The following is a 17,184-nucleotide window of genomic DNA, read 5'->3' on the forward strand; positions in this document are numbered from 1 at the left end:
GAATGATGCCAGCTTCCACCGATACGATCTATGCGCTTTCCAGCGGTGCCCTGCCGGCGGGTGTGGCTGTTCTCAGGATCAGCGGCCCCAAGGCTTTCGATGCCCTCGACATGTTGACGGGCCGGGAACTTCCTTCACCACGAAAGGCGACGCTCTGCTCGATTCGGAATCGAAACGATGAGATCATCGACCAGGCGCTGGTGATCGTCTTTCCAGCTCCAAATTCTTTCACGGGTGAGCATTGTGTTGAAATTCATAGCCATGGCAGTCGCGCGGTTATGGCTTCGATTTTTGCCGAGCTTGAAAATCTCGAAGGACTTCGGCCTGCCGATGCCGGTGAGTTCTCCCGTAGAGCCTTCGAGAATGGGAAGATGGATCTCCTTGAGGTCGAAGGCCTCGCCGATCTGTTGCAGGCTGAAACGGAAATGCAGCGGCGGTTGGCGGTGGAACAGAGCACTGGAAAATTGTCGGCGCTCTATGATGGCTGGGCCAGCCGCTTGACGCGCGCTCGCGCGCTCATCGAAGCGGAACTGGACTTTGCCGACGAGGAGGATGTTCCGGATTCGGTGGCGGCTCAAGTTTGGGAAGCCATGGCGCTTCTAAAAAAGGAAATCCGTGATCATCTCCAGGGTGGCGAAAACGCAGAAATCATTCGCGACGGGTTCAAGGTCGCGCTCGTCGGTGAACCGAATGCGGGCAAATCCACTCTTTTGAACGCTCTTAGCGGCCGCGATGTTGCGATCGTTACCGATATTGCCGGCACGACGAGAGATGTGTTGAGCGTTGACATCAATCTGGAAGGATATCTCGTCCGGATATTCGATACGGCAGGAATACGGGAAACACAGGATGTTGTGGAGCTTGAAGGCGTGCGGCGCGCGGTTCTGACCGCGGAAACAGCAGATCTCATTCTGCTGCTGCAGGATAATGATTCGTTTCCGAAACAATCTCTCGAATCATTCAAGAACCAGAGCTACTTGCGAGTTAGAACGAAAACAGCGCTTCATTCCCCTGTCTTGGATGATGGATTTGATTTGTCTATCTCAGCCAAAGAAGGGATAGGTTTGAACGAACTGCGTTCGATGCTGAAGCAGGAAATAAAAAAACGCGTCGGCGCCGGCCAGACTTTGGTTCCGGCGCGCGCGAGACATAAAAAACGACTTGAAGAGACGCTGAACTATGTTAGTGATGCGCTCGATTCCGAGACCCTGGACCTTGCGATAAGGTCGGAATATTTAAGACTCGCGGCGACATCGCTCGGACGGATCACCGGCCGCGTTGATGTGGAAGATTTGCTAGGCGTGATCTTCTCGGAATTCTGCATAGGAAAATGATTCACGTGAAACATCGGCGGCCGAGCGGCGATGTCGATGCTGAGAGAACAGGGCGCAGGGATATGCACCAGTCATTCGATGTCGTTGTTATTGGCGGTGGCCACGCGGGCAGCGAAGCCGCGGCCGCTGCTGCGAGGCATGGTGCAAAAACCGCCCTCGTTACCCACAAGCGTGAGACGATTGGCGTCATGTCCTGCAACCCCGCCATTGGCGGTCTGGGAAAGGGACACCTCGTTCGTGAGATCGATGCGCTGGACGGATTGATGGGTCGGGTTGCCGATGCAGCGGGCATACAATTCCGCATGCTCAATCGCAAAAAGGGACCGGCCGTCCGTGGTCCGCGCACTCAAGCCGACCGACGGCTCTATCGCGAAGCCATGCAGCGTGAGATCGATGCGATTGAAAACCTGACCATCATTGAAGGCGATGCTTTCGATATTGAGATGGCAGATGATCGCGTCGCAGCCGTTATCATGAAGAACGGTAGCCGGATTCCTTGTGGCGCGGTTGTGCTGACGAGCGGCACGTTTCTGCGCGGTCTCATTCATATCGGTTCCGAAAAGATTCCGGCGGGACGCGTTGGAGAAATGCCGTCTATTGGCCTCTCGGACACGCTCTCGCGGCTGGGTCTCGTTATGGGTCGCCTGAAAACGGGTACCCCTGCCCGACTGGACGGACGCACGATTGACTGGAATGCGGTGGATAGGCAGGCCGCCGATGAGGATCCTGTCCCTTTTTCCTTCATGACGGATCGTATTCTCAATCCGCAAATAGAATGTGGTGTAACTCGCACCACTCCGGCTGGGCACAAGATCATTCAGGACAATATTCATCTGTCGGCGATGTATTCTGGACAGATCGAAGGGGTCGGTCCGCGTTATTGCCCGTCGATTGAGGATAAGATCACCCGTTTCGGTGAACGGGACGGCCATCAGATATTCCTCGAGCCGGAAGGTCTTGACGATCACACCATTTATCCAAACGGCATATCGACGTCCCTTCCTGCTTCCGTGCAGGAACAGTTTATCCGAACGATACCGGGCCTTGAGCAGGTGACGATCCTGCAGCCAGGTTATGCGATCGAATATGACTATGTCGATCCGCGTGAGCTGAAGCCGTCGCTGGAATGCCGCAAGATTCCCGGATTGTTTCTGGCCGGCCAGATTAATGGCACGACGGGTTATGAAGAAGCGGGTGCCCAGGGTCTCGTTGCAGGTTTGAATGCATCGCTTTATGCCGGCGATGCAGATCCGGTCTATTTTAGCCGAACCGAGTCTTATATCGGTGTCATGATTGACGACTTGACATCGAAGGGCGTCAGCGAGCCCTACCGCATGTTTACATCCAGAGCCGAGTATCGTCTTTCGCTGCGCGTGGACAATGCGGATTTACGGCTTACACCAGTTGGCCAGATGGCTGGCATTATCGGCCGTGAACGGCAGGAACGCTTCGCAAACTTCATTTCCGATCTGGATCGCGGTCGAGAGCTGATGAAGGCGATTTCCATCAGCCCGTCCCAGGCGGCGAAGCAGGGATTGAAACTTAATCAGGACGGTCAACGCCGTTCTGTTTATGAATTGCTGGCCTATCCGGATATGACGCTCGGAGTCCTTACCGCACATTGGCCGGAATTGGGTGCCCTTGACGGGAAAGTTGCCGAGGTCTTGCAGATCGAGGCGAGTTATGCGGTCTATATGCAGAGACAGAGCGCCGATATCATCGATATCAAGCGGGACGAAGACAGAAAAATCCCGGATGATTTTGATTTCAAGAGTCTGTCCGGCCTCTCCAATGAGCTTAAACAAAAGCTGGAAAAAGCCCGTCCTGATAATATTGCCCAAGCCGCTCGTGTTGACGGCATGACGCCGGCTGCGATATCGCTGCTACTCGCACTTCTGCGGAAGGATTCCGCAACGCGAAGTGAAAAATTACGCATGCACCAATAGCGAGTCGGATTATGAAGATAAACGGCCAGAGTGTTTCACGTGAAACACAGGAAAGGCTCGAACATTTTGTCGAGCTTTTCAAGAAGTGGAACAGAACCACAAATCTGGTAGCGCCTTCCACTCTGGCGGAGCTTTGGAACCGGCATGTGGCCGACAGCGCGCAGATATTCCAGCTCTCCCCTCAGCCAAAAAAGTGGATTGATCTTGGAAGCGGCGGCGGATTTCCCGGTGTCGTCACCGCGATTTTTCTGGCGGAGCTTGGCGACGGTTGGGTTGATCTGGTCGAAAGCAACAATAAAAAGGCGGCATTCTTGCGAATTGCACTGAAGGAAACCGGTGCAAGAGGTGCAGTCCACCCTGTCAGGATCGAGACAGCACCGGAAATCATCAAAAATTGCGACGCGGTTTCAGCACGTGCGCTCGCCGAGCTGGATCTGCTTTTCGATTATATTCATCCCTGGGCGCAAAATAATCCAAATCTCAAGGCCTATTTTAATAAAGGCCGGGATTATGATTCTGAAGTGCAGAAAGCACATGGTCGCTGGGAGTTTGATCTGGTAAAACATCAGAGTGCCATTGAGGCAGATTCTGTTGTTCTTGAAATCAGCAACCTCGCTTTGAGGCGCTGATAAGCTGGCCAGGTGCGGCATGACTTTGGAAAAAAACCGAATTATCGCAGTTGCAAACCAGAAAGGCGGCGTTGGTAAAACAACAACCGCCATCAATCTGGCGACCGCGCTGGCGGCTATTGGTGAGCGCGTGCTGATCGTGGATCTGGACCCGCAGGGTAATGCGAGTACCGGCCTTGGAATCGACCGTAAGGAGCGCAAGCTTTCGTCATATGATCTTCTGGTAGGAGATCATGGGGTAGCGGAAGTTGCTGTTCCCACCGCCGTTCCCAATCTCGACATCGTACCCTCCACGATGGATTTGCTCGGTTTCGAGATGCAGGTCGCGAATGTTTCCAACCGCGTTTTTCTGCTGCGTGCGGCCATGGAGACGCAGGAAGCCAGAGGCTATTCCTATATTCTCGTCGACTGCCCCCCTTCTTTCAATCTTTTGACGATGAATGCCATGACGGCCGCACATTCCGTGCTCGTGCCGCTACAATGCGAATTCTTTGCGCTGGAGGGCCTTAGCCAGTTGCTGGATACGGTCAGTCAGATTCGTGGATCGGTGAACCCGCAGCTCGATATACAGGGCATTGTTCTTACGATGTTCGATGCGCGCAATAATCTTGCACAACAGGTGGTTTCGGATGTGCGCACGCATTTGGGCGAAAAGGTTTACCACACGCTCATTCCACGCAATGTGCGTGTTTCCGAAGCGCCGTCCTATGGTAAGCCGGCAATTCTCTATGATCTGAAATGTGCCGGCAGTCAGGCCTATCTGCAACTGGCGTCCGAAGTGATTCAGAGAGAGCGTCTGCGTAAAGCCGCCTGACGTTTGCCGGAATGTATGGAGTAATATCTTATGAGTGATGATCTTTCCAAGCGTCGGCTGGGGCGCGGTCTTGCCGCATTGATCGGAGAAATGGACCAGCCTGTGCCCGTGGGTGAGCCCCAGCGCGCTGTTAACGCCGATCGTACCATTCCCATCGAATTCATCGCTCGCAGCCAGAGGAATCCGCGGCGTCATTTCGATGAGAATGAGCTGCAGGATCTTGCTGCCTCCATTCGTCAGCATGGAATTGTTCAGCCTGTGGTTGTAAGAACGGTTGAAGTCAACCGATACGAGATTATTGCAGGCGAGAGGCGCTGGCGTGCGGCACAGCTGGCGGGCTTTACCGATGTTCCCGTCATCGTTCGCGATGTGGATGATCGCACGGCGCTGGAACTGGCAATTGTCGAAAACGTACAGCGTTCCGACCTCAATCCGCTCGAAGAAGCGATGGGGTATGAGCAGCTGATCGCCGAGCACGGCTATACGCAGAATGATCTCGGCGAAATCATCGGCAAGAGCCGAAGCCACGTTGCCAACAGCCTGCGGCTTTTGAAGCTTCCCGATCCGGTACGGGACATGCTGGCGGATGGCTCGCTTTCCGCAGGTCATGCCCGCGCGCTTGTTTCCACCTCCGATCCGGCGACGCTCGCGAAAACAATCGTATCCAAGGGACTTTCGGTGCGTGACGCCGAGCGCCTGGCGCAGAACGATATCAAATCGCAGGGCGATGTTGCGGACAAGCGACCTGCTGCGGAAAAGGATTCCGATACGATCGCGCTTGAACGCAGCCTGTCCGACGCTCTCGGGCTGGATGTGAAGATCAACCACAAGGGCGGATCGGGGCAAATCCGTATCGGTTACCGCACATTGGAACAGCTTGAAGCGGTATGCCGGCTTCTGGAGCAGAAATAGGTAACTATTTGTTTTAAAATATAAAATACCCGCCTTTGGCGGGTATTTTTATTTACGGCGCTCAAAAATCGATGGCCCGGCCTTTTATTTCGTAATCGCCGAAACGCACGGGTTCTGCGCCGCCGCGGCCGCCGGTTTCCGGCGGCAGCTGGAGATCGGCCTGTTGCTTGCGCCGTTCTTCCGCTTCCTTCAACGCTCGCTGCGCCGCCGGTGAAAGTCGCTTTACACTTTCCGCGACACTGTCTGTGGCGTTGTCATTATCCGCATTCTGCATGGAATCCTCCCTATGACGGGATATTGAAATACGTTTGCCGCTTACCAGATTATATAATCCGAGGGGCTTTATAAACCCCGGAATATTCCCGGTGAGTGACAAGGAGAGTTTAACGGATGAACATGATGCGCACGGCAATGCTTCTGGCCTTCATGACCGCATTGTTCATGGGTGTCGGTTTTCTGATTGGCGGCAAGGGCGGTATGATGATTGCCCTGGTCATCGCAGCCGGTATGAATATTTTTTCCTACTGGAACTCTGACAAGATGGTTCTCTCCGCCTATCATGCGCGGGAGATCGACGAGGCGAATGCGCCCGAATTTTTTCACATGATCCGCGACCTGTCGCAGAATGCCGGTCTGCCGATGCCGAAGGTCTATATTTACGATAGCCCGCAACCCAATGCCTTCGCGACCGGGCGGAATCCGCAGAATGCCGCTGTTGCCGCTTCGACAGGCCTGCTGGAGCGTCTGACGCCCGAGGAAGTGGCCGGTGTCATGGCGCATGAGCTTGCGCATGTGCAGAACCGGGATACGCTGACCATGACAATCACCGCCACGCTGGCGGGCGCCATCTCCATGCTCGGCAATTTTGCCTTCTTCTTCGGCGGCAATCGGGAGAACAACAATAATCCGCTCGGATTTATCGGCGTGCTGGTCGCGATGATCGTGGCGCCGCTGGCAGCGATGCTGGTGCAGATGGCGATCAGCCGCACGCGGGAATATTCCGCTGACCGGCGCGGCGCGGAAATCTGCGGCAACCCGCTCTGGCTTGCTTCCGCCTTGCAGAAGATTTCGGGCATGGCACAGCGCATCCACAATGACGATGCCGAGCGTAATCCGGCAACGGCGCATATGTTCATCATCAATCCGCTTTCCGGTGAGCGCATGGACAATCTCTTCTCCACGCATCCGAATACGGAAAACCGCGTGGCCGCGCTGCATGCCATGGCACAGGAGTTTTCCCCGCGAGGATCGACGCCGCCGCCATCGGGTGATAGACCTCTGCGCAAATCAGGCTCCGTTCCCAAAACAGGCTGGGGACGAGGCAATGAAAACGAGCGCAAGGGGCCGTGGTCTTGACATCCGATATTCAGAATAAGCCGGCGCGGTCCAGAAAACCGAGACCGGCAAATGGGAGGGGCCGTGAAGACGGCCCTTCGTCTTTCCAGGACAAGCCGGGTCTTGCCGCGCGCATCGCTGCGACCCGCATTCTCGCCGCCGTTCTGGAAAAGAAGACCTCGCTGGATGGGATGCTCGATAGCGAAAACGGCAATCCCGTCTATCGAGCCCTGTCGCTCGCCGACCGGGCGCTGGTGAGAGCCATCGTCAACAGCGCGCTTCGCCACCTCCCGCGGATTGAAGCGGCATTGTCGATGCTGCTTGATGGGCCGCTGCCGCAAGGAGCGCGTTCGCTGCATCATGTTCTTGTCGTCGGTGCGGCGCAGATGCTTTACCTCGATGTGCCGGATCATTCCGCTGTCGATCTCGCCGTGGAGCAGGCTCACCGCGATCCGCGCAATAGGCGTTTCGTCAAACTGGTGAACGCCGTTCTTCGACGGCTCGGTCGTGAAAAAGCGGATATCGAGAAGGCTGTCGCCGGCGTTCCGGTATTGCCGGACTGGTTCCATGCGCGGCTTGTTTCCGCTTACGGGAATGAGGTTGCGCAAAGGATTTCGCAGGCGCAGCTGACACCCTCCTCAATTGATCTGACAATCAAGGCTGATCCCGCTCTCTGGGCGGAAAAACTGGGTGGCACGCTCATGCCGAATGGCAGCGTACGTCTGGGTGAATTCGAGGGGCAGATCCCATCGCTCGAAGGCTTCGCCGAGGGTGCATGGTGGGTGCAGGATCTCGCCGCCAGCATGCCGGTTCGGCTTATGGGTAACATCGCGGGCAAACGTGTCGCAGATCTCTGTGCTGCTCCTGGTGGCAAGACCGCGCAGCTGGCACTGGCGGGCGCCAATGTGACGGCGCTGGATCAGTCCGGTAACCGTCTGCGTCGCCTCAGGGAAAATCTCGACCGGCTTGGCCTCCGTGCCGAAACGGTGGAGGCCAATATGCTGAAGTACCAGCCGGAACAGCTTTTTGATGCGGTCCTCCTCGATGCCCCCTGTTCTTCCACCGGGACACTTCGCAAACATCCCGATGTCTGCTGGACCAAGGATGAGAAAGACATTGCCAAACTCGCTGCCCTTCAGGGCCAGATGCTGCGGCATGCGCTGACCCTTGTTGGCCCCGGTGGCCTCGTGGTCTTTTCCAATTGCTCGCTCGATCCTTCCGAAGGAGAAGCGATGGTTGCCGAGGTTCTGGCAGAAAATCCCGGCGTGGAACGTGTTGCCGTCCGCCGCGAGGATTGGCCCGGAATGGAAGCGGCCATCAGCCCAAATGGCGATCTTCGCACGACACCGGATATGTTCGGCGGCGTCGATGGGTTTTTTAGCAGTGTCTTGCGTAAGAAGTAGAAAAAAGCCAAGCTTTCGCGAATCATTAGATATTTATCGAAAACGTTCCGGTCGTCGCGGTTCACTGATAAAAACAAAACATGTGAAACGGGAAACACAGCTTGTTAGGGTCCTTTGCAGGCAGCATGAATGCCGCCGGTCTTCTGTCGCGGATGGCGTATCGTCATCTGTGTGTCGGCCTCGCCCCTTTGCGCCTGCATATGTCGCGATTTGCCACTCGTGCACCAGATGGTCTGGTGGCGGCGCCGACCGATCTCAGAGCCATCGATCCCTATTTCGTCGAGGAACTGTTGCGGGGCCGCATCGCGCTGGCCGGGCGTGTCGTCGAAACCGGCGGAGCTTCGCCATTTCAGGTGGAATATCCCTCGGCGGTCTTTGAAGAACGGCTGCATGCATTCACTTGGCTACGGCATATTCGCTCCGATAAATCGAGCGAGGCCTGCAAACGGGCGCGTCGTATCGTTGCGGAATGGATGGTGCTTCATGGCAAACGGCTTGCAGGCACTGCCTGGTCGCCGGAAATCACCGCACAAAGGCTGATTGCCTGGCTTTCGCACTCTCCCGTGGTTTTATACGAGGCCGATGCTGGCTTTTATCGCCGGTTCCTGAAAAGCCTCGCCTTTCATGTGCGTTATCTCGACAGAATCGTCCGACATGCGCCCGATGGCGAAGCTCGGTTGAGGATCAGGATTGCCTTGGCCATGGCTTCCATCGCCATGCCAACGCGCCTTTCGCGGATCACGCGGAATGGAATGAAGCTGGCTCAGGAAATGGAACGCCAGATTCTGCCCGACGGCGGACATGTTTCCCGCAATCCACGCGTCATGCTGGACCTGCTGCTCGATCTCCTGCCGCTTCGGCAAAGTTATATCAATCTCGGCCACGATCTGCCGTCGGGTCTGGTGCCGGCGATAGACCGCATGTTCCCGGCGATCCGGTTCTTCCGGCATCAGGGCGGCGATCTCGCGCTGTTCAACGGCGCCACGGCGACGCTCGCCAATGAGCTTGTTTCCGTGCTGCGTTATGACGAAACGGCCGGCCGGCCCTCCAAGGTCCTGCCAGACGTGAACTACCACCGGCTTGCGACGGACGATACGGTCATCATCGTGGATACGGGCTATCCCGGCTCGGCGGAGCTTTCACGCAATGCCCATTCGGGTTGTCTGTCTTTCGAAATGTCCTGCGGCAAGAACCGCTTCATCGTCAATTCCGGCTTTCCACGCAACGCCGCGCCGGAATATCAGCGGGCCAGCCGTTCCACGGCGGCGCATTCTACCGTCACGCTTGCGGATACATCATCCTGTAGACTGTCGCGCTCGCGGCTGCTTGGTCCGATCATGGTATCAGGCGTCAGCCACGTCGACAGCCGGCGTGGAACGGATGCAAACGGCAATGATGTTCTCTGGGCGTCTCATGACGGTTATTTGCAGAATTTCGGCTGCCACCATGAGCGGGAAATAGAATTGAATGTGGCCGGCACCAAGATAAAGGGTCGGGATCTGCTTCGGGCCGATGCGAGTGCGGTAAAAACGCAATTTCAGTCGGTCACGGCGGTTTCACGTTTCCATATTCATCCCCACATTCAGATACACCAGCGGGATGAGGAGTCTGCCTATCTGGAGGCAGCGGATGGAACCGTCTGGCTGTTTTCCGCACCGGGGCTGGAGCTTTTCGTCACCGAGGATGTCTTCATGGCCGATGCATCCGGCATACGCCCGTCGCAGCAGATCGAGCTCCCCTTCAATCTCGCAAATACGTGGGAAATCCGCTGGCTCATCGAACGCCAGGCTTAGACAATTTCCGGCGGTGCCGGTCAAAAACCACCATAGTTTTCACCGTTCGGCATCCACGCTGTTTATTAATCCGGTAAGCTGTGTTAACGCGGCGGCAATTGCTGGATCAATCCCATTCCAGCCTGTCCTCCCCGTTAAACGGAGTATGCCTGATGGCCGTCGTGTCCAAGAAAATCCCCGCCCCCGATAAGGTCAAAATCCGCACGGCGCTTCTTTCAGTGTCCGACAAGACTGACATTATCGAGTTGGCGACGGTTCTGTCGAAGCTTGGCGTCAAGCTTCTGTCGACCGGTGGAACGGCGAAGGCCATTGCCGAAGCAGGCTTGCCGGTGACGGATGTCTCCGACGTAACGAATTTTCCCGAGATAATGGACGGCCGCGTCAAGACGCTGCATCCCAATGTCCATGGCGGGCTTCTGGCCATCCGGGACGATGCGGAGCATGTCGAGGCGATGAAGGCGCACGGCATCGAGGCAATCGATCTCTCGGTTATCAATCTCTATCCCTTCGAGGAAGTTCGCGCCAAGGGCGGCGATTATCCGACGACGGTGGAGAACATCGATATTGGCGGCCCGGCGATGATCCGCGCTTCCGCCAAGAACCATGCCTATGTCACTGTTGTTACCGATCCGTCTGACTATCCCGATCTGGTTGAAGCCCTGCAGGCCGATGACGGCCAGACATCCTATGCGCTGCGCCAGCGTTTTGCCGCCAAGGCCTATGCCCGCACCGCCGCCTATGATGCGGTGATTTCCAACTGGTTTGCCGAGGCGCTTGCGATCGAAACGCCGGATTACCGCGCCATCGGCGGCGCGCTGAAGGAAAAGATGCGGTATGGCGAAAACCCGCACCAGAGCGCTGGTTTTTACCTCACCGGCGAAAAGCGTCCTGGCGTCGCAACCGCGACGCTGCTTCAGGGCAAGCAGCTTTCCTATAACAACATCAATGATACCGATGCAGCTTACGAGCTCGTGGCGGAATTCCTGCCGGAAAATGCGCCGGCAGTCGCCATCATCAAGCATGCCAATCCCTGCGGCGTGGCGACGGGTCCGACACTTGCCGAAGCTTACCGGCGGGCGCTGGCATGCGATTCCGTGTCGGCCTTTGGCGGCGTCATCGCCCTGAACCGCACGCTCGATGCGGAAACGGCGGAAGAAATCGTCAAGCTCTTCACCGAAGTCATCATCGCGCCCGATGTCACCGAAGAAGCCCAGTCCATCATTGCCCGCAAGCCGAACCTGCGCCTTCTGGCCGCTGGCGGCCTGCCTGATCCCCGCGCGGCGGGTATTACCGCGAAGACCGTCTCGGGCGGCCTGTTGGTGCAGAGCCGCGACAATGGAATGGTCGAGGATCTAGACCTCAAGGTCGTAACGAAGCGTGCGCCGACGCCGCAGGAACTTGAAGACATGAAATTTGCCTTCAAGATCGCAAAGCATGTGAAGTCCAATGCCGTCATTTACGCCAAGGACGGGCAGACCGCGGGTATTGGTGCAGGCCAGATGAGCCGTGTGGATTCGGCTCGTATCGCTGCCCAGAAGGCGGAAGATGCCGCCAGGGCTCTTGGCCTTGCCGAACCGTTGACGCGCGGCTCCGCCGTCGCTTCGGAAGCATTTTATCCCTTTGCCGACGGCTTGCTCGCCGCGATTGCCGCAGGTGCCACCGCCGTCATCCAGCCGGGCGGCTCCATGCGCGATCAGGAAGTGATCGACGCCGCGAACGAGCATAATGTGGCGATGGTCTTTACCGGCATGCGCCACTTCCGCCACTAAGCGTGGAAGCAGGCAGAAATGACAAAGGCCCGGAAATCACTTTCCGGGCCTTTTGTTTCACGTGGGACAAACTTGGTGCGGCAGGTTCAGGTGACGGCCCCAACCTGCCACGGCACAAATTCATTGTCGCCGTAGTCGTAGATCTCGCTGACCGTCTTGTCGCCGGAAGCCACCGCCAGAATATGCTCGAAAATTCGTTTGCCGGATTCCTCGATGGTTTCAGCGCCGGTGACGATCTCACCGCAATTGATATCCATGTCTTCCTTCATGTGTTCATACATTTCGGAATTGGTGGCGATCTTGATGCAGGGTGACGGCTTGAAGCCCGAAACCGAGCCGCGGCCGGTGGTGAAACAGATGACGTTGCAGCCGCCGGCGACCTGGCCGGTGACGGCAACAGGGTCATAGCCGGGCGTATCCATGAAGACGAAACCCTGCTCCGTTACGGTTTCGGCGAATTCATAAACCGCCTTCAGCGGCATGGAGCCGCCCTTGGCGACCGCGCCCAGGGATTTTTCCAGAATGGTGGTGAGGCCGCCAAGCTTGTTGCCGTGGGAGGGGTTGTTATTAAGTTCGTCGCCATTACGGGCGGTATAATCACGCCACCAGTCGATACGCTGTAGCAGCTTTTCGGCGACGGCAGGTGTGACGGCGCGCTTCGTCAGGAGGTGTTCAGCGCCGTAAATCTCCGGCGTCTCCGAGAGGACCGTGGTGCCGCCGTTGCGGACGATAAGGTCGGAGGCATAACCCAGAGCCGGGTTGGCCGAAATACCGGAATAACCATCCGAACCGCCGCATTCCAGCGCCACCTTCAGCTTGGAAAGCGGTTGCTCCGTGCGGCGGGCGGCATTGACCATCGGCAGCATGGCCTTGATCTCGGCAATTGCCGCATCAATCGTCTTGCGGGTGCCGCCATGCTGCTGGATCGTCATGGTGCGCAGCCGCTCACCCTCTTCCATCTTATAATGTTCGAGAATGGGCGCGATCTGGTTGGTTTCACAACCGAGGCCGATCAGCAGAATGCCGCCGAAATTCGGATGGCGGGCATAGCCCTGAATAGTGCGGATCAGCAGGCGGTAACCTTCCGATTTCGTATTCAGCGCACAGCCGCCGCCATGGGTCAGCGCCACGACGCCATCGACATTGTCGAAACCATCAAGGCCGCCCTGCTTGTTGAAATAATCCGCGATGTAACGCGACACCGTGGCGGAACAGTTCACCGAAGCGATGACGCCGATATAGTTTCGTGTTCCGACACCACCGAGGCCGCGGTCATAACCCCTGAACGTCCGGCGTTCGGCTTCCGGAACCATGCCCTTTTCTTCGATATCGACGCTGAACTGATGCGCGTGTTCGGAAGGCACCATGGCGAGATTGTGCAGGTGCACGTGCCGGCCGGGCTCGATATCCTGGGTGGCAATACCGATGACCTGTCCGTATTTCAGCACCTCATCGCCCGATTTGATGAACTTCAGGGCCACCTTGTGCCCGCGCCCGATCAGCTCGAGCGCCGCCAGACCGCCCCTGCCCGTCGCGCCGCCGGCCGGAATGGACCGACGCGCCACCGCAACATTGTCGTTGGCGTTCAGCAAAATGGTTGCCTCGGAATTCTCACTCACGGGTTTTCCTCCTCCCGGTATATTGCCTGCTATGTTTCCAGATCAGTTTTCGACCCAGCGTCTCTTCGAACCCTCCAGATGGGTATGCATGGCGGCCTGCGCCAGCAGCGGGTCTTTCAGTTCAAGCGCCGCCAGAATGGCCTCGTGTTCCTGAAGCGCATGGGTCCAGGTATCGCGGTCTTCGAATTTCACGCGAAGCTGGGCCGAAATGGGGCTGTGGCGCTCATCGAAGAGGTTCGCCACCATTCGCGCCAAAACGCTGTTACCGGATTGCTCGGCGATGGTGACGTGAAACAGCCGATCCTGATCCAGAGGCTTGCGACCGGCCTCGATTTCCCGCTGCATGGTATTGAGTATCTGGCGGAGGGTCGCGATTGTCTCATCGGTCATCCGGCTTGCCGCCAGCACGATGGTCGCTCCCTCCAGCGCGGCGCGCGCCTGCATCAGTTCGGAGGGGCTGTCACCCAGCGATTTGGTATGGTGGGTCGTCTGCAGCGCTTCCGCCGACACATAAACCCCGGAACCCATGCGAATTTCGACGGTGTTGTCGATTTCAAGCGCAATCAGTGCCTCGCGCAAGGAAGGCCTCGATACACCGAGCTTCTGTGCCAGTTCGCGTTCGGCTGGAAGCCGCGTGCCGGGCAGGAATTCACCCATATCAATGAGTTCGCGTATCTGGTCCGCAATCTGCTGATATAGTCTGCGCGGTTCCGCTATTTTGGCCTGACCACTCATGTGTTTTTTGACGAGTCCTATCTGCAGTTCGTATTTGGCCTTACCGTAACGCCAAGCGTATCAATACGCAAGAAATTACTTAAACATATGAAATTACGAATTTATTTTCAGTTATCGTTTCATGTGTTGCCTCTGCTTCGGATATGGCTTCGCAAATTTTGGCGTAATTGGCTTGACCATTCTGAAAAACCGGCCTAACCATTTGGCCTGTTTATGACCCCGGTGGAGCGGGGATACGGGTGGGAGGTTTCCAGATGTCGCAGGGCGCATCGACAATTCGGGGCGATTTTTCGCCTGAACAGATGGCGCATGGACAGCGCGCAGTGCTCCTGCGCCTCGATAACATCAGCAAGGAATTTCCCGGCGTCAAAGCACTCTCGAACGTGCATTTCGATCTGCGCGCCGGCGAGGTGCATGCCGTCTGTGGTGAGAATGGTGCGGGAAAATCGACGCTGATGAAGATCGTCAGCGGCGTCTATCAGCCGAGCGACGGCACCATCCTTCATAAAGGTGTAAAGGTGCAATATGCATCGCCGCTGGAGTCCGAAGCTGCTGGCATCGCCATCATCCACCAAGAACTCAACCTCGTTCCGCATATTTCCGTTGCCGAAAACATCTATCTTGCGCGCGAACCGCGTCGTGGTTTCCTTGTTGACCGCAAGAAGCTGCGCCTCGATGCCAAGCGCTGTCTCGACCGGCTGGGTGTCGACATCGACCCCGACCAGATCGTCCGCGGCCTTTCGGTCGCCCAGTGTCAGATGGTGGAAATCGCCAAGGCGCTTTCTCTTGACGCTGAAGTGCTCATCATGGATGAGCCGACCTCCTCGCTGACCGAGCAGGAGACCCGGCTCCTGTTCAAGGTCATCCGCGATCTCAAGGCATCCGGTGTCGGGATCGTTTATATTTCCCACCGTCTCGATGAAATGGCCGAAATCGTCGACCGTGTGACGGTTCTGCGCGACGGACGCTATATTTCGACCGACGATTTCGCTTCGATCACCGTTGACGACATCGTCACGCGCATGGTCGGGCGTTCGCTGGAAGACAAATTCCCCGAGCGTACATCGCGTCCCACGGAAGACGTTATTTTTTCCGTCGAGGGCCTGACGCGCAGCGGCGTGTTCCACGACGTCGGTTTTTCGCTGCGACGTGGCGAAATCCTCGGTTTCGCCGGGCTGATGGGTGCCGGCCGCACCGAAGTCGCCCGGGCGATCTTCGGCGCCGATCCGCTCGATGCGGGCAGGATCTTTTTCAACGGGCGGGAGCTTTCGATCAGTTCGCCGCAGGACGCCATCGAGGAGGGCATCGCCTATCTCTCGGAAGACCGTAAAAGCGATGGTCTCGCCATCAAGATGTCGGTGGCGGCTAATACGACGCTTGCCAATCTCGGGGAGGTTTCCAACCGTTTCGGCCTGATCGATTTCAAGAAACATGACGATGTGGCAAAGCGCTACGTCGATCTCCTGAATATCCGCACTCCCTCGATCGGGCAGACGGTGCGGCTGCTTTCCGGCGGCAATCAGCAGAAAATCATCATCGGCAAATGGTTGTTCCGGCAATCTCGCGTGCTGTTCTTCGACGAGCCGACACGCGGCATCGATGTCGGCGCGAAATTCGCGATCTACAAGATCATGGACGAGCTCGCCGCGCAGGGTATCGGCGTCATTCTCATCAGTTCGGAACTGCCGGAAATTCTTGGGCTGACGGATCGTATCGCCGTTTTCCACCAGGGCCGGATTACGGGCGTGCTCGAAACCGCCAAGACCAATCAGGAAGAAATCATGCGGTATGCGTCCGGTTACGGCCGGGCCGCGCAGTGAGGAACGACATGGCCAATATTGCAGAAACCAAAAAGAGCTTCGCAGTCAGCGACCGCCAGAAGGATATTATCCAAAAGTTTGCCGCACTTGGCAGCCTCTTTGCGCTTGTCGCGGTCTTTTCCGCCACCAGCAGCGCCTTCTTCACCGTCAATAACGGCATGACGATTGCGTTGCAGGTCACGTCCATCGCGCTGCTCGGCATCGGGGCCACCTGTGTCATCATCACCGGCGGCATCGATCTTTCCGTCGGTTCGGTGCTTGCGCTTGCCGGTGTCGTCGCCGCCCTTGCGGTGAAGGAACTCGGCATGCCGGTGCCGGTCGGCATGTTGCTCGGCATTCTGACGGGGTCGCTCTGCGGTCTCATCAACGGTCTTCTGGTCACCCGTTTCAAGCTGCCGCCCTTCATCGCCACCCTCGGCATGATGTTGATCGCTCGTGGCGTAGCGCTGCAGATCACCGGTGCGCGCGCTGTCTCCGGCCTCGGCGAATCTTTCGGCGAACTTGGTAATGGCGCCCTCTTCCGCATCGTCACTATCGGTGACGACGGCTTTCCGAATGTGGTGTTTCCCGGCATCCCCTACCCCGTCATCCTGATGGTGGTGATTGCGCTTGCGGTTTCCTTCATGCTCAACCGCTCAATCCTCGGCCGTCACATTTACGCTGTCGGTTCCAACGCCGAAGCCGCGCGCCTTTCCGGCGTCAATGTCGCCCGCGTCACGAATTTCACCTACATCCTGTCCGGCACGCTCGCCGGGTTGACGGGCTGCGTGCTGATGTCTCGCCTCGTCACCGCCCAGCCGAACGAGGGTGTGATGTATGAGCTGGACGCCATTGCCAGCGCCGTTATCGGCGGCACATCGCTGATCGGCGGCGTGGGAACGATTTCCGGTACGGCCATCGGCGCTTTCGTCATCGGCATCCTGCGCAACGGTCTCAACATGAATGGCGTCTCTGCCTTCACACAACAGATCATCATCGGCCTCGTCATTCTGGTCACCGTCTGGATCGACCAGTTGCGCAACCGCCGCTGATCAAGGGCCTGCGGACCCTTTCCGCAAAAAAGATCGGCAAGGGG

General features: G+C 57.2%; 14 protein-coding genes. 11 read left to right on the forward strand and 3 right to left on the reverse strand.

The annotated features are described in order from the left end of the window. Window positions 1–2: 2 nt before the first annotated feature. The 5 genes from mnmE to F3H58_RS09185 all read left to right on the forward strand — a co-directional run bounded on the left by mnmE (window position 3) and on the right by F3H58_RS09185 (window position 5,635). On the forward strand, window positions 3–1,334 hold the full coding sequence (gene mnmE / locus F3H58_RS09165; RefSeq protein WP_188128842.1) for a tRNA uridine-5-carboxymethylaminomethyl(34) synthesis GTPase MnmE: 1,332 nt from the start codon (window positions 3–5) through the stop codon (window positions 1,332–1,334). 62 nt (window positions 1,335–1,396) lie between these two features. After that, complete coding sequence (gene mnmG, locus F3H58_RS09170) at window positions 1,397–3,280, forward strand: tRNA uridine-5-carboxymethylaminomethyl(34) synthesis enzyme MnmG (RefSeq protein WP_149742145.1); 1,884 nt, start codon at window positions 1,397–1,399, stop codon at window positions 3,278–3,280. An 11-nt stretch (window positions 3,281–3,291) separates the two neighbouring features. Next, window positions 3,292–3,909, forward strand: coding sequence for a 16S rRNA (guanine(527)-N(7))-methyltransferase RsmG (gene rsmG, locus F3H58_RS09175; protein WP_003521143.1), 618 nt, complete (start codon window positions 3,292–3,294; stop codon window positions 3,907–3,909). Between the two features lie 19 nt (window positions 3,910–3,928). After that, window positions 3,929–4,723 carry a ParA family protein gene (locus tag F3H58_RS09180; protein ID WP_003521142.1) on the forward strand — a complete coding sequence of 265 codons (795 nt, stop codon included), beginning with the start codon at window positions 3,929–3,931 and terminating at the stop codon, window positions 4,721–4,723. Between the two features lie 30 nt (window positions 4,724–4,753). Next, on the forward strand, window positions 4,754–5,635 hold the full coding sequence (locus tag F3H58_RS09185; RefSeq protein WP_149741977.1) for a ParB/RepB/Spo0J family partition protein: 882 nt from the start codon (window positions 4,754–4,756) through the stop codon (window positions 5,633–5,635). 61 nt (window positions 5,636–5,696) lie between these two features. On the opposite strand, the gene F3H58_RS09190 is transcribed toward F3H58_RS09185, so the two are convergent. Then, window positions 5,697–5,909: a DUF1674 domain-containing protein gene (locus F3H58_RS09190; protein ID WP_149741978.1), complete on the reverse strand. Its 213-nt coding sequence runs from the start codon at window positions 5,907–5,909 to the stop codon at window positions 5,697–5,699. 116 nt (window positions 5,910–6,025) lie between these two features. On the opposite strand from F3H58_RS09190, the gene htpX reads away from it, so the two are divergent. The 4 genes from htpX to purH all read left to right on the forward strand — a co-directional run bounded on the left by htpX (window position 6,026) and on the right by purH (window position 11,935). After that, window positions 6,026–6,991, forward strand: a complete 966-nt coding sequence (htpX, locus tag F3H58_RS09195; RefSeq protein ID WP_003520211.1) for a zinc metalloprotease HtpX — start codon at window positions 6,026–6,028, stop codon at window positions 6,989–6,991. After that, on the forward strand, window positions 6,988–8,373 hold the full coding sequence (locus tag F3H58_RS09200; RefSeq protein ID WP_149741979.1) for an RsmB/NOP family class I SAM-dependent RNA methyltransferase: 1,386 nt from the start codon (window positions 6,988–6,990) through the stop codon (window positions 8,371–8,373). The genes htpX and F3H58_RS09200 overlap by 4 nt, the downstream gene beginning before the upstream one ends. Before the next feature lie 125 nt (window positions 8,374–8,498). Continuing rightward, a complete protein-coding gene (locus F3H58_RS09205; RefSeq protein ID WP_188128862.1) occupies window positions 8,499–10,166 on the forward strand; it encodes a heparinase II/III family protein in 1,668 nt (555 codons plus the stop codon). Window positions 10,167–10,318: 152 nt separating this feature from the next. Continuing rightward, window positions 10,319–11,935 (forward strand): bifunctional phosphoribosylaminoimidazolecarboxamide formyltransferase/IMP cyclohydrolase, encoded by a 1,617-nt coding sequence (gene purH / locus F3H58_RS09210; RefSeq protein WP_149741980.1) that lies wholly within the window; start codon window positions 10,319–10,321, stop codon window positions 11,933–11,935. Window positions 11,936–12,021: 86 nt separating this feature from the next. Here purH and F3H58_RS09215 read toward each other — a convergent pair whose 3' ends face one another. Beyond that, window positions 12,022–13,554: a UxaA family hydrolase gene (locus F3H58_RS09215; RefSeq protein ID WP_149741981.1), complete on the reverse strand. Its 1,533-nt coding sequence runs from the start codon at window positions 13,552–13,554 to the stop codon at window positions 12,022–12,024. A gap of 42 nt (window positions 13,555–13,596) precedes the next feature. After that, the gene (locus tag F3H58_RS09220) at window positions 13,597–14,289 is read right to left on the reverse strand and encodes a FadR/GntR family transcriptional regulator (RefSeq protein WP_020809848.1); all 693 of its coding nucleotides are present in this window, start codon (window positions 14,287–14,289) and stop codon (window positions 13,597–13,599) included. Window positions 14,290–14,543: 254 nt separating this feature from the next. Here F3H58_RS09220 and F3H58_RS09225 point away from each other — a divergent pair, with 254 nt between their 5' ends. Together F3H58_RS09225 and F3H58_RS09230 are read left to right on the forward strand one after the other, a co-directional pair. Next, entirely contained in the window at window positions 14,544–16,109 is a 1,566-nt protein-coding gene (locus tag F3H58_RS09225) for a sugar ABC transporter ATP-binding protein (protein ID WP_188128843.1), read from the forward strand. A gap of 8 nt (window positions 16,110–16,117) precedes the next feature. Continuing rightward, complete coding sequence (locus tag F3H58_RS09230; protein ID WP_003520221.1) at window positions 16,118–17,140, forward strand: ABC transporter permease; 1,023 nt, start codon at window positions 16,118–16,120, stop codon at window positions 17,138–17,140. The last annotated feature ends 44 nt before the right edge of the window (window positions 17,141–17,184 follow it).

This window comes from Rhizobium sp. NFACC06-2 (assembly GCF_900101425.1).
Classification (GTDB): domain Bacteria; phylum Pseudomonadota; class Alphaproteobacteria; order Rhizobiales; family Rhizobiaceae; genus Agrobacterium; species Agrobacterium leguminum.